The sequence below is a fragment of the Capnocytophaga genosp. AHN8471 genome (assembly GCF_016806945.1).
In the GTDB taxonomy this organism is placed as follows: Bacteria; Bacteroidota; Bacteroidia; order Flavobacteriales; family Flavobacteriaceae; genus Capnocytophaga; species Capnocytophaga periodontitidis.
Genome location: NZ_JAESPJ010000008.1, coordinates 95,995 through 113,240, shown reverse-complemented (window position 1 = coordinate 113,240; position 17,246 = coordinate 95,995). Strand labels below are relative to the sequence as shown.

The following is a 17,246-nucleotide window of genomic DNA, read 5'->3' as shown; positions in this document are numbered from 1 at the left end:
TAGATATAAGTATACGGTGGTGTTCCGCCACCTGCTGTAAGCGTTACTCGTGCTTTGTTGTTGTTTGAACACATCGCTGGCTCGCTAATGGTTGCCGTAAGGGTAAGCGCATTGGGCTCGGTGATGGTTACTGTACGGGTAAGCAAACAGTTACCGTTATGACTAAAGGTAATGGTATGAACTCCTGCATTGAGTCCATCGACCTCAAAAGTCGATGCTGTTGTAGGAATTGTATATCCTATTCCTGAACGAGTTGTTCCATCTACTGATACTCGGTAGCTACCTCCGTGTAGGTTCTCCATCTTGAAGGTTACCTTACCGGTACTCAAACCTTTACAAGTTACACCGGTTTGACTTACTACACTCGCCTTAAACTCTTTGCCTGATGGAACTACTACTTGCTTGGTGATCTCTTGCTCGCAAGATTTTGCTTCTTGGTAAACAATTATATCATCGATAGCAAAGTCATTACCTCCGCTTCCTACTGTTAAATTTCTAAATTCTATACGGAAAGAAGTCGCTGTTCCTGGATTGAGCTCTCCTGAGAACTCTTGCCAATCTAAATCGTGTCGGTTATCGCGAAGAATTCCTGAGGTTGTGCTTGCTAATATATTATTGCTGGCATCTACCAAACTCACTTGTATATTAGGTCGTATGATAGGACTGTGGCATTCTTCTTTCTCTAAACTATACAAATATACTTTAAATTTAACTAGCTGATTAGGCACTACATCTTGTACATCTTTATAATAGAAACGCGTACCGCCTGGAGCTACTACTCCATTATTCATTACAAAGAATCTTCCTTGTGCATCAGTTCCATTGCTCGTATGGTCTTTTGGCATTCTCCAACACCAACCTGGACAAGGATATGCGCCTGCTTGATTGGCAATTGCATAAGTTCCTTCCTCTAAACAGCCTGTAAGTTTACAAGTCCAATTTGATGGTACTATTGACGCTAAACAAGTTGTAGGACCTGAACCAAAACTTTCTTCTATCAATATACTTGAAGCTGGAAGATTGGTATCTTTATATTTTATCGTTACAGTATAACTGCCTGGTGCTAAACCTGTAACAGTAGCGGTTGTACCTGTAGCAGTTTTGCCATCTATTTCATAAGTATAATCGTAAGAGGTTGGGGTACCTGTAAAGCGTACCGTAGCCTTACCATTACAATCATAACCTGTAATGGTGTAAGTCGTGCCTGTAGGTTCTGGAATTCTCGCTGTTACTGTTACTGTAAGTCCTAATTCACAACCTTTGGCATCTTTTATATACACTGTATGGGTGCCTGCTGGTAACCAAGCTGTTTTACTGTTGCCATAGTTGCCATCGAACTTATATTGATATGGTGGAGTGCCTCCACTTGGGTTGGTAATGCGTACCTCTGCCTTATCTTTATTGGCTCCCGTGCCACAACCTATAAGTTGTGATACTCCTGCAAAACCTTGTAATGGATTCGCCGGTTGGGTTATTGCAGCATTTTTAATGGTTTCGCAATTGTTGGCATCGACTACTTTTACAATATAGCTCTTAGCTGCTAAATTTGTAAATACTAGCTGACTACCTTTATTCACTCCATCTAAGAAAACTTTATAAGGTGCTTTGCCGCCTGAAATGGTTACTGATATAGTTCCATTGGTGGCTCCATAACAGCCTGCTCCTACAGTGGTTACCGTTACTGTAGGCGCTACAGCAGCTACTAATGTAGCCGTTCCTGTGATGATACAACCTTTGCTATCGGTAACTTCGATTGTATATGCTCCTGCTGTTGCTGTTTCATAAGTGGCCGTATTGCCTACTACATTTTGAAGACTTTGTACTAAAGCTCCGCCTTGTTTCACTACATAACGGTAAGGTGGATTTCCATCTTTTACCTTGAGTTCTATCTTCCCTTTATTGCCCGGAAATACGTTACAAGAGATGTCCTTCGATACTGTCGCTCCTGTTCCTCCATCGATAGAAAGCGGTTTCTTGATTTCGACAGTGTAGGTGGCTTTACAACTGTGTTTATCTATTACCGTAAAGGTGTGTGTGCCAGGGTCTAAATTATTATATATATAGGTAGTCGCATTTTGAGTAGCTACCGTTGTTCCATTGTGCTGGAATACATAAGGCGCTGTGTTTGTGTTGTTGGATGTGCGTACCTGTACCTCTACCTTGCCCTTAACACCGCCTTGCAAACAATAGTTGTTGTTCGCCGTATTAGTCGTAGCGGTCAAGGTGAGTGTTGGGGCATTTATCACGTTGATAGTGTTTGTCTTCTCACAACCATTAGCATCTCGTACGTATACTGTATATGTACCCGTTTGACTCACTGTAAAAACTGGTGTGTTTTGATAACCATACAATACCGTAGTCCCTTTTCTCAACGAGAATTGCTTAGTACCTGTACCACCGGTAGCTGTAGCTGTAATGCTTGTCGTTCCATTACAACCTATGATAACATCATCGGGAGTGATGAGAACTAAATTAGGTGGATTAGTAATGGTGAATGTACGGGTTACCTCGCAAGTAGGGTCATTAGGTAAATAACGGAATTTTACAGTATGAGTTCCCGCTGGAATATTGTTCCACACAATATCAAGTGAGTTAGAAGGCACAAAAGCACTTCCATCTTTACTTGTGTAAGAAACACTTAAATGTGCATTTTTGAGAGAAACTTTATAGGTACCTCCCTCTCCATTACATTTAGGTTGAATAATTTTCTCAGTATTTGGAATTATACCAAATGCTTTGTCGTTATCTATATTTACTGTGAGGGTATGGGTAAAACCACAGGCTTCGGGTTCTTGGTAGAGATAGATATCATCCATAGCCAAGTCGTTACCATTAGTTTCCAAACTATGTGAACGAATGACTGCTATGAGCTCGGTATTGTTACCTGGGTTAAGCGGGCGTTCAAATACAGTCCAATTATTACGATCTTTTGCTCCTCTAATACGAGGATTGATACGTACAGAAACAAGAGGTGTATTGTTATTAATAGCTGCTTGATTAGCATACAATTCTATAGAAAGGTCGGGGGCACCACTTGGATAACGCCAATCGTTGAATCCTAATAGGTTCATCAGTGCTACCGAGAATTTTATCTCTTTGTTAGCAATAATGTCCTTCATAGGTCGCTGATAAAGAATTGCTCCCTCGTGTCCTAATACATTACCGATGTTCACCAAGAACACACGCCCTTGAGGTAACCCTGAGTGATCGGTAGGTGCCCACCAAGCAGGGTTATTAGGATTTAGAGCTTGTGAGACAACATATTCACCATCGGCAAGACCAGTGCCTTCACGGTTGTATCCTGCCCAAGGAGTACCATAACCATTTTTAGGCATAGAACCATCTTGTAACTCTAAATAATAAGCCTTGTTGATATATTCATTACCTCCGTTACGCCCTGTACCAAAGTCTTCTAAGAAGAGTACATTCTTACTAGGAGGATTGGCATCAGCATATTTTATAGTAATGGTATGTGTACCTGGTGTAAGATTTGGAAAGACATTGCTACCCGCAGGATGACCATCTATTTCATAGGTATAGGTATAAGTACTTTTGTTGTTACCCACTGTAACTATTCCTTTTCCTAAGCAATCATAAGTAATAGAAGGAGTGAAAACAGGTTCTGTAATTTTTTTAGGAACAACAACCTTTAAATTAGTACGTGTACAACCTATCTTATCACGTACTGATAGGTTATAAGTCCCCGGTAGCAACCAACGTTGGTGAGTAGTTGTCCATACTCCATCACCAAAGTTATACTCATAAGGTTTTACACCTCCTTGTACATTAGAGAAACGCACCAAGGCTTTATCTTCATTAGCTCCTGTACCGCAACCTATTAATTTTTCTACTCCTGCAGAGGCAATGAGGTTACCACCAATAGCATTACCCATTGTGCGTGTAGAAGATATAGTACAAGAAGCAGTGCTACCATACTTATAACGCAAGGTAGGGGTATAAGTTTTACCTGGCACAAGATTGACAAATTCACGACCTGATTGGAAAGAAGTACCATCTACACTATATTCATAGGTATAGGTTACGGTGCTCTGAGGCTCACTGAAAGTAATTTTAGCTTTCGCTCCACAATCAATAAGGGCATCGGTAACTGTGAAAGTAGGTGCAGGTAAGGTTTGTATAGATTTTGTTGTTTGTGTTGAACAACCATTAGCATCTACTACTGTAAAGTTATAAGTACCTGCTGAAGTTACTTCAAAATCATAATAATCACCTGTGAAATTATTAAAATAAGTTACCCCATCACGTGTAAACTGATAAGTAGCACCTTTAGTACCACCACTTGCTGTTACACGTATTACTCCGGTTCCACACATTATAGGTGATAATACCGTAGCAGTGGCTTTGAGTTCAGGTATTTTTTTAATTTCTACTGTTTGGGTAACTGTACAACCATAAGTATTCTCTAAACTCACCTGATATCTACCATCGTTGAAATAGTTTTGGAAGTCTACTACATTCACAGGATTAGCTGTGGTAGCTGTTACTTTGGTTACTGTACTTCCGTTGTTACTCACTACTATATCATAAGGTGGATAGGGAGCATCGGTAAGTTCTATGCGCATACCCCCTTTGCTATTGGCACACGCCATAGGAGTTACTGTTACTTTGAGTTTAGGTTCGCGTTTTTTTACAAAGATATTATCGATCTCGAACACACAAGGTACTGTAGTAGTTTTAGTAACTGTTTGTTTGATAAGTACTCTATAGGTACCCTGATTATTAATTGGAAAATTAGGGGAGTTTTGATAATTTGTAATGGTACTTGTACCTTGTAGTAAAGCATATTGATAGCCCGTAGCTGGTACATCTTTGATAGTGATAAGTCCTTTAGTAGTACAAATAACATCCTTTACCTCAGCTTTAGGAGCTAAGTTATTTTTAGTAATTTTGAAATAATAGTACACTACACAATTACCACCTCCATTGCTATAAGTTACTACTAAACGATAGTCACCTTCTTGATTAAATGTATATTGGGTGGTAGTGCCGTTGTTAGTATGCACATTTGCCCAAGTACAATTATAGGATTCAAGGCTTGGAGGGCATTCTTTAAAGCGCTGCGCTTCTTTAGCATTACAGTTGCCTTTTTTCTGCCATACAAAGTTTGTAGCATTAGAAACATTTACTTTTAAATTCACAGAAGCATTAGCACCACACAAATACACTTGAGGATAATACTGACCTGTATCTGGACAAATATATAATTCCCCATTGATCTGTTTATTTTCAATCATCTTATGAATGGGGTGATCAGCTTCGGCAGGATTGGGTTTTACCTCGTAGATTTCGTACATAGTAGCACAACCAGCTTTAGTTTTTGTTACTTTATAAGTACCAGCTTCGGAAACGGTAAGGACGCGATTAGTACCTTTTTGACCTATATTACCTCCTGCTGTTTTTTCCCACTTATAGCTATCAAAGCCATCGGCAGCTGTAAGTACAGCATTGGCTTGACAGAGGGTAACGGTTTCTTTATAGGCACAATTGGTAAAATCGGTATTTACAGTGAAAAGGGTTGGAGCTGCTGTTCCTGAGTCGCAAGAACCCGCTTGGGGAAAACTTTTAGTTGTAAAACCATCGGAAGTAGGATTTTCTACTCCATTATAAGTAGCCGAAACACTATTTGCTATTTGATTGGCACAAGGGTCACGCCAATCGTTACAGTTATTAGCTACTTGTACACCAAAGGATATTTCTTGCCAAGTACTATTTCTTTTGACTAAATAATTAGCTACTGTAAATTTTATTTCACGAGTGTTAGTATTGTATGATGTAAATGTAACTCCTGAAGGTACATTGATACTAGTTACTTTGTTTTGTAAACTATTAGGAAGCACCTCTGTAATTACTAAATTTTTAGCATCGTCATTTCCAGTATTTCTGAAGCGGATTTTATAGCGAAGAGAAGCGCCAAAGGCTATATTGGTAGCATTGGTAACATCATTATTAGCTACATCGTATACGCGTTTTTCCATCACAATATGAGGGGCGATTACCTCCACATTGAAAGCGAAGAAGAATGGATAGTATGAATCTTGTACTGTATAAGGGCTGATTGTAGCTGTAGTAGCGTTGTTATGCAGAAGATTATTGCCATTATTAGGCAAATTGAAGATACCTGCATCGAAACCAAGCAGGTTAGTAGATTTAGGATTTCTATCGAGATTGGCTCCTGTTTCATTGGTGATACTACTATTGAAGAAGTTGTTTTGATTACGACCAGGAGCTGATATTTCAGTTCCATTGATGCGAAGTTTATCACCATAAATTCCTATTTCTCCTTCTAAAGCTGCAAAACCAATTCTAGCTTTTACTGGACCTGAAGGTACGGTTTTAAATCCTGATATACTAATATCTGGATAGCGACCGCTTCTCACTACTGAAAAACCGTCAAATAAAGTGATATTACGGCTCTCACGAGCCAAATCTTCGTACACTATTACTAAATTCCAACCTGCGGCATATCCTGCTCCTGAATCTTCAGTACCGAAAGGGGCTTGCATATCGGCAACAGTGTAAGTAGCTCCTATATTTGTAAGTAAATTAGTAACATCAGCACGATATACATACGCTCTCTGACCTTTGTTTTGATCCCAGCCTGTAGAGCTCACGATGTGATTACCATCATAGACTTTATGACCTACAAGATTGTGGTAAGCTCCATTACCTATTTTGAATTTTACCTGACCAAATTTTGATCTTTCCAAACGAGGATTACGCTGGTTGTCTACCCTTTCTTGTGTATAGGCGGCTGCCCAATACAAATAAGCTTTTATTACTCGCTTGTTACAAGTAGACACAGGCTCTTTTACATCAGCTGAACTGGAGTTAAAAGTACTTAAATCATTATCAACATCGGTATATTCCATATTGATACGAGAGTTGTCGTGATCTCCATTATATGGGGCATTGGCAGGGCGCGAATCTCCTTTATTGAGTATAGCATTACCCACTATAATCATATCCCCTTTCACCGTTTGTTGAAAAAGAGGGGTAAATGGTATATCTTGAGCAACCGTTGTAACAATTGTTGCTAAAAAGAAACATTGTAATAGTATAAACTTTTTCATATTGATATGAATGTATTTCTTAAAAATGCTAATTACTGAGAATGAAAATATGTGTAGAAATTGACACACTTAGGGTTTCACGCGCAAAAATACAGTATTATTTTTACATTCCAATGCTTTATCAAGACTTTAACATCATTTTAACACTTATGTAACGAATATTTTTTACCTAACTTACACATATATTGTATAAAAATAAAAATTAGAAAAGTTGTTTTTTTATGTTATATTAACAGTGCTAGATACGATAGCCTCTGATCTTCCGAAGAGTAAAAGCCTATGTAGGGCGTAAAGTGCAAGATTATAATAAGGCTGTAGGGAATGATGATATTTACAAAAAAAGGTAGTTTGTCGTTTCTCAATGGTATGAATTTTGTACTTTTGCTTCATCAAAAAAATATTACTTTATGAAGAAAATCATTTTTATAGCATTACTATGCTGGGCTGGGACTACTTTAAGTGCACAAAGTAGTGAAGAAATACAAAAAGAACGCACGGGCTATGAGCAACCTTATCATCCTGAAGAAGATGGGTATATGCGTATCAACCAGCTATTGCAACAGGCTAAAAAAGAAAACAAGAAAGTACTCGTACAAATTGGTGGTAACTGGTGTGTGTGGTGCTTGCGATTCAATCACTTAGTAACTACCAATCCTGAATTGAAGAAAATTCTCAACAAGAAATATATCTATTACCACTTAAATTTTTCACCTGAAAACGAGAATGAAAAGGCTTTTAAAAAGTATGGTAATCCTGGAGTACAATACGGTTATCCTGCATTCCTTATCCTGAGTTCTAAAGGCGAAGTGCTCTTCACTCAAAAAAGTGAAGATTTAGAAGATGGTAAAGGATACGATCCTAAAAAGGTTAAGAAATTTCTACAAGGAAGGTTATAAATTAGCTAATTTGGCGATTTGCCAATTCATCAATGATATTAATTACTTCTAAAGCCTCACTTGCAGGTACGGGGTTTTCTTTTTTTCCTATGAGAGCTTGATAGAAATCTTCGTAAAACTGTCCATAATTACCGTGTTGAGCTGTGGTGAGTGTGCGACTTTCAAGCGTATGCAAAATGCCATTAGGCTCTTGAATATTTGGTAACCAAGGTGTAGGAGCAGGAATAGTTCCTGCCACTAAAGCAGTTTCTTGTCCGTCAAAACGCTGTTGTAAAAAACTGCCTTTAGTGCCGTGTAACACGTATTCCCATTGGCGTTCTAAGGCAAAAGTAGAAGATTTGAGTCGTACGCGCAACTGATTGTCATAGAAGCATATCACTTCAAAATAATCGTCGGTTTGAGTACCTTTGCGGAGGTAACCCAAATCGGCGTATATTTTTATAGGTTTCCCAAAAAGTTGTAAGGCTTGGTCTATAAGGTGTGCCCCTAAATCATAAAGTGCTCCTCCCCCACTTTTAGCAGTTTCTTTATGGGCTTTGGCACTGATACTATCACGGAAACGATCAAATCGTATTTCTACTTCTTTAAGTTCGCCCAATACACCACTTTTTACTATTTCCTTTACTTTCAGATAATCACCATCATAACGACGATTTTGATAAACGGTGAGTAGCTTCCCTTTTTCTTTGGCTAAAGTATTGAGAGCACGAGCTTCTTCAGCAGTTACCGTAAAAGGTTTTTCAACTAATACGTGTTTTCCTGCTAAAAGAGCTTCTTTGGCGTACTCATAATGAGTTTGCACGGGAGTATTGACCACTACCACTTCTATGGCAGGGTCTTGTAGCATTTCAGCTACTGAACGATACAATTTGCTTTTGGGATATAATTCACGAGATTCCGAGCGATGGCGTTCTACCACCGCATAGAGGTTAAGATGAGGATGTTGAGCGATAAAAGGGGCGTGGAATACACGTCCGCTCATTCCAAAACTACAAAGTGCTATATTCATTTTTCAGGTAATAGGTAATAAGTAACAGGTTATGGGTAACAAAACGTTAATCTTTAACTATTAATACTCCATAGATATTCTCAAAAAGCTCTTGCATTCTTTGATAATCACTTTGCCGAATAGCAAGCTGTAACTCACAGTTCTCAGTGAGGTTTTGTTGGGTGATGGTGAGGTTTTGCTCCTTTACTACCCTCATTACTTTGTTCATCAATGGATAATCAAAACGGATACGCAACTCTTCAGTGATGAATTTTTCTTCAATTTCAGCCTCTTGTAGGGTAAGTTGGGCGGTAGTTTTATAGGCTTGTACTAATCCGCCTACACCTAACTTGATTCCTCCAAAATAACGCACGACAATTACCAATATATTAGTGAGTTCAAAGGACTGAATTTGTCCGTAAATAGGAATACCTGCCGTATTATTAGGCTCACCGTCGTCGTTGGCGCGATAACGTTGGGCAGTTCCATAACCCAATTGCCACGCATAACACCAATGTCGTGCCGAAAAATGAGCTTTTTTCACTTCTTCAAGATGTACCTTTATCTCCTCTTCGGAAGTAACAGGAAAAGCATAGCCGAGAAACTTGCTACTCTTTTCCTTAAAGATTACTTCTTCTATAGGGATTGCTATAGTTTTGTAAGTATCCATTATTCAGGGGTCAAGTTTCAGGGGTTATTGAAAGGTGTATTTCACTGAGAGTCCTGTACGGATTGTGGTCATTGGAAAGGCTGTAGAAATAGCCGATTTAGAGAAATTGTATTGGAAATAGTACGATGCTAAGAGGTTACGACTGAGGGCATACTCGGCGGTAAGATTACCCAACCACGAGGTTTGCCCAGCAGTTACTTGGTTGTTAAATATTTCCATATTGCGTATTACGGTGAACTCATTGAGGTAAGAAAGCGTACCTTTGAGTACTAAATCACTCTTCAGCGTAGTGAGATTACCATTCACACGGGTTACAAAGCTCAAGTTTTTAAAGCGATAACCTAATCCAAATTTGTATTCGCGCTTGAGAATTTCAGTAAGATAATCATTGTCTAAACTGATAGAAATGGTACGATCACGGTTGAACTCTGCCAAGAGACTCATAGAATTTTTAAGTTCCATATCGGCGCGAATAAGCGGATTGAACTGCTCGGCAAGGGTAACCGTAGAATACAATTTTTCATTGAGGAAGTCGCCTGCTACATTCGTTTTATTAGGATTAGCAGGTTCATACTCCAAGTTGGTACGGAACTCACTAAGTGAATAGCTCGCGCGATAGCCGTGGGCTAATGAGAAACGGCGGAAAGTATTCTTGATAAAATCGATACGCATCAAGCCTGTATAACGTATATTCCACTCAGGGATAGGAATATTTTTGAACGCATCAAGTGATACACCACTGGCACTACCGCCAGAATACGCTGCAAAGAACGCCGGTATCATCACCGCCTGACTTTTTTTGCTGTATCCTATAGGATACCCCTCGGCATCTACTGATGAAGGGTTCAACCCGCGAGCATCGGCTAAGCGGCGTGCGACGGTGAGCCGGTTATCTTTAAAGCGTTCAAAGGCAGCCGAGTTGTACTCGTCTATTTTGTTGAAAGCAGTTGCGATGAGGTTGGTAGAAATATTAAAGCTACCTACCTGATTGCCCACTAATTTGTTGTATACAAAATTGCGCACCTCAAAGGTTTCGGTATAATTTTCAGTATATTGTCTATTCCCTTTTAAATTGATTTGTAAATCAGGTATTGGTTGCAAATTAGCGGTGAGCAAGAGTTGTTTTTCTTGTGATTTGATATATTGGTCGTTGAAATCGGCAAATTCGGTAAGCTGACCGCGCTTAGCCATTTCGTAGCGCAAATCGGTTTGGTCGCCAAACATAAAGCCTGCCGAAGGTTTGAACGTACCCAAGAATCCTACTTGCTGGGTGTAGCCAGGGATGGTGCGAGCATTAGTAACTGAATAGTTCACACCAGCGGTTTTAATCATCGTTAAAAGCGTTTTTCCAACACTTGCTTTCTCACCTCTTGGGGTAGCTTTCACGCCTAAGTAGCGATAGAGCTGATCAAAAGTAAGGTTTGCGGTAAAGTTATGAGTGTTACCATTTTGCAAGGTATTCACCTCTTGGCGCGCCAATTGCAAGAGGGTTTGAGACCCACGTTGATAATCAAAATCACCTGAATATGTATAGTTGGCACGTAAGAACTCAAAGTAAGGGAACTTTGCAAATGGCAATTCGTAATTCACTTGGAATTTAGAGAAGAAGTGATCAGGAGTTCCTAAATCCCAGAAGTTATTCCATAACGATACCTCTCTATCTACTCCTGATATATCACCATTGGCATCATACCTATAGTAATTGCGAATGATACTATTGTTAGTTGCATTGAAATTGAGTCGCAATGATTTGGTGAGATTATAGTTGATAGCATATTGGTGATTCATCAAGTAATTGCGTTGTTGCAATTCTGGCAAAGCGCGTTGCTGACTTGCATTCACACCATCGAAATGCACATCGCGGAACAACTGCTTAGTAAACGAACGATTAACATCTGCAGTGAACATAATGCTTGTAGGCAAGATATTCAGATTCATATCAGCCAACCACTGCCAATAACGTTTGCCTACAAACTTGCTACTTTTTTTGAAAGGCTCTACCGTTGTAGGTTTAAACGTATAGTTGTACATAAAGCCTGCACGCACTTGTTGCTCATCTTCATAACTAAGCTCGTAATCGCGGTGGTTTTTCTCGTTATAAGCGTAGTTAAAAGTAAAGTTTTCGATGTTGTAGATATGGTTCTTTTGTCCTTCAGCTAAGTTTTTCTTCACCCCAATAAGGTTGATACCGCGTCGCAAGGTATAATCTTCGGCTTGTCGCTTGATAATTTCACGTTCATTTTCATTTTGGGCAACATCCAAGCGGTCTTGCAATCTGATATCTTGATATACAGGATCATACTCTGGTGTTGAGAGCTTTTGAGAGTGATTCAAACCTACGGGTATTTGCATATTCCACTTAGGAGGCAAGAGTTTCCCTGCATTGATATTCATCATCACGTCGTACTCACGGGTACTTTCGAGCGCACGTTGGTTAGGCGCTTGATCTACAGCTCCAAAGCCGACAGTGTGCATACGTCCTGTAGCCGAAATATTCAGTAATTCAGAAGCATTAGCATCCAATGAACCAACGGCAGCCCAGCCACCGCGATTTTCTAATTCGGCAACACGGAGTTCGTTGAACCAAAACTCACCACTGAGGTCGTGCCCCGATGCATTTTTAATTCCCAACATCACCGCACGCACGCTACCTAAGGATGGATTTCCTTTGATGACATAGCGGTTTTGCCCCGCGATATGAGGAGTAGTGTAAGGACTAGTAATTACATTAAAATTGTGATCGTAATACGTTTCATCACTCAGTCCTCCTACACTTCTAAGCTTGATAGCTTTGAGCTTAGTGAGCACTTCCATTGGGATATTCAGTTCGTTTTCTTTAGGCCATATTAGGTAATCGGCACTTGCTCCTGCAGGAGTTACCTGCAAGGGAACTTCTATTTGATAGTAGTTGTTATTGAAATCTGTACCTATTCGTATAAAAGCCACTGCCTGATTATCGGTTAAAGCATTGTTCTTATAGGCTTCGGCGTGTACAAACATCTTGATATATTTGTATTGTCGCAAGTCAAAACGCAAGGCTTTATACACTGCACGGCTATCCTGATCTCTAAGGTCGCGCACAATGTACGACAAGGCTTGTTCGTTTTGTTCTACCAAAGTATTATTGGTATTGATACGTTCGCGGTGCACCCCCGGTGGCATACGATAAGGAATAGGCTGACGGTTTTCGTTCTCGATAAGGTTAACGGAGTTGATTTCGACGGTAGTAGCTGAAGTAACGCCCAAACTTTCATTGAGTGGATAATTGTAGTAGCGCCAATCACCACGAATAAGGTCGAGTGTACCGAAGCGTAAGAGCATCTCGTTTTGGAAACCAGTGAGATACATACGCATGTGTGTCATCGAATTGATGATGTTAATTTGCTCAGTTTTAGAAACCGTTCCTACAGGGAAGCTATAGCCTTCACGCCATAATGCACCACTAGCAATTGGTATTTTGTACTGTATCCAGCGGGCAGACACCTGTTGTCCATTAGGTGCTTCTATTGAAACTGTACGAATATCGTTCACATAAGGGTCGGAAGTAGTAATATTAGGGTGCATACGCACGCGATATTCAAGGTAGTTATTGGCGGTATTCATCGTATAATCGCCATTGATATCCTCATGATCAGGTATGGTTGTAGAACCTCTATTGCTATCGGTATTATTTACGGGTGAGTTTCCTTGAGTACCATTGTAGTTGTAGTAACGATTAAGAATACTCCCGCTACGTGCCAAGAAATACTCATAGTTATCCATCGCAGGGTCATTAGGCGAGGTAGCGAGGTTGTTCGTATAGATATTTCTTTCATCGGCATCGGTAAGTCCGTCGAGCCCTATATCTTGCAAAGCGCGGTTAGAAGGATTCTCATCGAAAGCATAAACTAAGGATTGAGCGGCAGGCACTTTTCCCCAAGAGGTTTGGTTAGTGCTAGCGGTAGACGAAAGTCCTGGCAAGCCATTTTCATATTGCTTACGACCATCTTTGAGTACATCTTCAGAGATATTTCCTAAGTTGAACACCAACTCCCCATTACCACTGTATTCACCTGAATAGTAAGGATCCATTACCCAGAATTGTAGGAACTCTATATTGCTTTCTTGGAAATCAGAATAGCTCATACCACGCATAATCCCCCCCCATTTATTTTCGGTATTGAAAGAAGGGCTGTTGTTATAAGGGCCTTTTACATTAGGATAGTAAGCCAAATCCAAAGTAGTTTGTACAAGTGATTGTCCTTGCGCTAATTGCTGTTGTGGGAAGATTTCTTCTATAAAAATACGGCGAGTACTATTTTTAGAAATTTCATTACTGTTTATATCCGAAGGTTTTTGAGCTGAATAGAACACAGGATCAATAGTATACCACGCCAATTTAGCACGCCCAAAACCATTGCGCAAGTTATTAGCATCGGTAGGGTTGCTACCGTAAAGCGTACGTGAAGCTGTGCCACTACCTTGTCCAAACTCTAAAGGTGGACTCGCTAATTTCCAAGCCAGAGGTGAACGTATATCAATAGTTGCTTGAGCTGACTCAAAATCATCTAAATATACAGTAGTTTCACCGTTGAAATCATCGGCTTTCGGGGTGCCTGCTCTCAAATAAGCAAACTCACCACGCAGTGAGAGGTTAGAAGGAGCATCGCTTTTAATCGTAGGAATACGATTCACCCAACGAGTAAGGAAGGGCAACTCAGTAGAATAGGTAGCTCCTACCCCAAAGATAGTATTGTTCACACTCTCTTGTCCGTAGCTAGTTTTCTGAGTATAAGGACGTTCACGTAAATTTACAATAGCTCCATTTACGATGAACTTATCGCTGAACTTATGTTCCACATTCACACCCATATAGCGCGTGGTCTGTCCGCCAAAAATCAAGTTGTTTTCTACGGATACTTGTATAGGTAAATTAGAAGCTTCTAAACTTGCGTTGATAATTTCCACTGTACCCGATTGGTAATCCACCAAATAGTCGATACCCTCCACGAGTATACGTCCACCTGCCGTTACGGTTACCGAACCCCGCGGGACGTTGAAAGCCCCTAAGGATATGCCCCGACGTGAGGAAGCTTTGTAGCGACCTTTCATTACGAACTTGTTCTTATCACCGTCCATTTGGGCTTGTGACTTAGTGTTTTTATACAGTGAAGTATATACGTACTTTTTCTGATTGTTGTTATAAGAAAGAGGGTTGCCGTAATCTGTTCCTCCTCCTAAAGTGTTGTAGAGAAAACTACCAAAAGGTTCTACTTTAGTAAAGAAGATTTTGCCGTACTGTTCATCGATAGTAATGCCAGGTAGGTAATCGAAGAAACCATCACCTCCTGGTTGTGGGTCGTTGTATTTATTGAGGCGGTCGAAATTAAAAAGGTTGAGCAAAATACGATCGTCTAAGCTCGCAGGCCAACCTACATTATCCACCTTTTCTATATAGTTGATAGGCGACGGATTAGAATAGAAGATATTCATACGAAAATCTTCAGCTGAAAGTCGCGCTGTACCTACCGAATAAACGTTTTTCATCATCAAATCCCAAATAGGGTCATTCACGTTCAAACGGTTGCTTTTGAGCATCTTCAGTACTAAAAGGTTATTGGTAATAGCATTGTTTCCCCCACCGTAAATCTGGTTAGTAGTTGCCGAAATACCATCATTAGCAAATTCACCTACTTGGTACACTTGGCTACCATAGGTATATTGGTAGGCTACTGCGAGTACTTCATCACTGCTCAATGCTGTAACAAGTGAAATATAACCAAGTTTATTATCTACTTTATAATCAACTCCTTCTTCGAGTTTTCGCGCATTTTCAATGATAGCATAGTCATACCCCTGACTTACATACGAAGCATTTGTACCAAAACCTTGTTGTACTGTTGCCACATCGCGAATTGCCTCAGTAAGCACCGAATTAGGTGTACCTAACTTTGTAGGGTCGTATTTATTAGCACCATTGGCAGGCATATTGTTAGTAGTGGCATTGAAGAAAGCTGCACCTGCTTTATCTCCCAAACGGGTATTCACTTGTTTAGGTTCTCCTAAGTCCTGCAATGCCAAAATATTGCGAATATTACCCATACGGCTATTACGGTTGGTAACCCATACTTCCAATCGGGTGATTTGTACTTTACTATTGATAAAAGGATAGTTCTCTAAAGCGCGGTCATAATTATCGCGAAAGAATTGTGCTAAGAAGAAGTTGCGATTTTCATCGTAGTCTAAAGCCGAAAATTCAAATTCGGTAATGGTACCACCACCTTGTGCGCTCACCGTTTTGCGCTCAGATTTCTGTTCAGAAAATACTCCTGTGATAGTGGTACGCCCAAACTTTAGTTCAGTTTTCACCCCAAACAGACTTTGGGAGCCCGTAATCAGTGAGTTAGACATTGGCATTGAGATATTTCCTAACTCTACTTTCTGTACGATATCATCTTCATCGGGAGCGTACTCTAATTTGAAGACATTTTGAAAATCAAAAGAAGCTTGAGTGTCGTACTGAGCATTGAGTTTCAACCTTGTTCCTATTTTACCAGTAAGTCCTAAACTGATGCGTTGTTCAAAATCTAATCCCCACGAGCTTCGGTAACGCGGACTCACTATAGGGTTATCATTACGTGTGTAACGCACCCCTAAATCTACCCCTACACTCCCTTGCGGTGTGAGCTCTATATTGCGCCCCCCAAAGATACTCTCAAAAAAATCGGAATTTATGTACAACTCAGGCAATAAGTTTCGTTGTGCTTTTTTCTTATCGGTAGTACCTGTTGTCGTATCACCCAAAGTTGCGAGTTTCTCATCGTAATACGCTTTCATACGCTCACGCAGTACCAAGTTTTCGTATTCCTTTACGGTAAGAAACATAGGAGTTCTAAGGTCATACTTGCCGATTTTTTCAGTATACACATAGCGATCAAGGGTAGGGTTATATGTGTACTGCTGCACAATACTCTTAGGTTGCTCTAAGCCCACACGCCCAATGCCATTGCGCACTGTCGTCTCGGTTTGAGAACCTTCTGTAGTAGTGGGAGTTACTTGAGCTTGAGTTGTTAAAACACTGAAAAAAAGTAGTATGAATAGTGTATAAGTATATTTCATAATGGGGTACAGATACATTATAGGGAATATAAATCGGGGCAAAGATAAAAAACTATTGACAATTTGCAATTAATAATTAACATTTTTAACAATCGTTAATTACAGTGCAGAGTATTAGAGTTTTGACACAAAGGCTAAGTTTTAGGAAAATGTTTAGTGATGAATAAGTAATTTTGGCAATAGTTTTTAACTCTACTTTTCTATATCAAATAATATAGTAATCCAATTTATTTATTCTATCTTTGCCCTAAAAAGTTCCTGAATTTTAGTTTTTTCAAACACAAAATCATTTATAGAAAAAATTGACAAGCTCAATAACTTTTTTTAAACACAAATTTACTAAATGAAAGAAAATAACATTGAATTAGAAAAGATCGAGAAGTAATGAAAATCCTTTTTGTATAGATTTGTCATCCCTTTAAAAAAGAATTTATTAGTTGTTAATTGCTAATTGTTATTTTTGTTGTACTTTTGTGCCTTTGATTGCTAACCACTGTTTACTG

5 protein-coding genes are annotated in these 17,246 nt (G+C 39.6%); 1 reads left to right on the top strand and 4 read right to left on the bottom strand.

What is annotated here, in order from left to right:
• On the bottom strand, nt 1-7,091 hold a 7,091-nt coding region (locus JMN12_RS04440; protein WP_203137465.1), incomplete at its 3' end, for a SprB repeat-containing protein.
• Nucleotides 7,092-7,498: 407 nt separating this feature from the next.
• Here JMN12_RS04440 and JMN12_RS04435 point away from each other — a divergent pair.
• Nucleotides 7,499-7,987, top strand: coding sequence for a thioredoxin family protein (locus JMN12_RS04435; protein ID WP_088594773.1), 489 nt, complete (start codon nt 7,499-7,501; stop codon nt 7,985-7,987).
• Nucleotide 7,988: 1 nt separating this feature from the next.
• Here JMN12_RS04435 and JMN12_RS04430 read toward each other — a convergent pair whose 3' ends face one another.
• From JMN12_RS04430 to sprA, 3 genes are read right to left on the bottom strand one after another with little or no spacing between them, the layout of a single operon-like run.
• Nucleotides 7,989-8,996 (bottom strand): Gfo/Idh/MocA family oxidoreductase, encoded by a 1,008-nt coding sequence (locus tag JMN12_RS04430; RefSeq protein WP_203137463.1) that lies wholly within the window; start codon nt 8,994-8,996, stop codon nt 7,989-7,991.
• Nucleotides 8,997-9,042: 46 nt separating this feature from the next.
• Nucleotides 9,043-9,645: an IMPACT family protein gene (locus JMN12_RS04425; protein ID WP_203137461.1), complete on the bottom strand. Its 603-nt coding sequence runs from the start codon at nt 9,643-9,645 to the stop codon at nt 9,043-9,045.
• A 24-nt stretch (nt 9,646-9,669) separates the two neighbouring features.
• Nucleotides 9,670-16,743 carry a cell surface protein SprA gene (gene sprA / locus JMN12_RS04420; protein WP_203137459.1) on the bottom strand — a complete coding sequence of 2,358 codons (7,074 nt, stop codon included), beginning with the start codon at nt 16,741-16,743 and terminating at the stop codon, nt 9,670-9,672.
• Between the last annotated feature and the right edge of the window lie 503 nt (nt 16,744-17,246).

Bases quoted from the DNA above. Each gene is read 5' to 3' on its own strand.
- JMN12_RS04430 (WP_203137463.1), bottom strand. From the start codon at position 8,996: ATGAATATAGCACTTTGTAGTTTTGGAATGAGCGGACGTGTATTCCAC.
- sprA (WP_203137459.1), bottom strand. From the start codon at position 16,743: ATGAAATATACTTATACACTATTCATACTACTTTTTTTCAGTGTTTTA.
- JMN12_RS04435 (WP_088594773.1), top strand. From the start codon at position 7,499: ATGAAGAAAATCATTTTTATAGCATTACTATGCTGGGCTGGGACTACT.
- JMN12_RS04425 (WP_203137461.1), bottom strand. From the start codon at position 9,645: ATGGATACTTACAAAACTATAGCAATCCCTATAGAAGAAGTAATCTTT.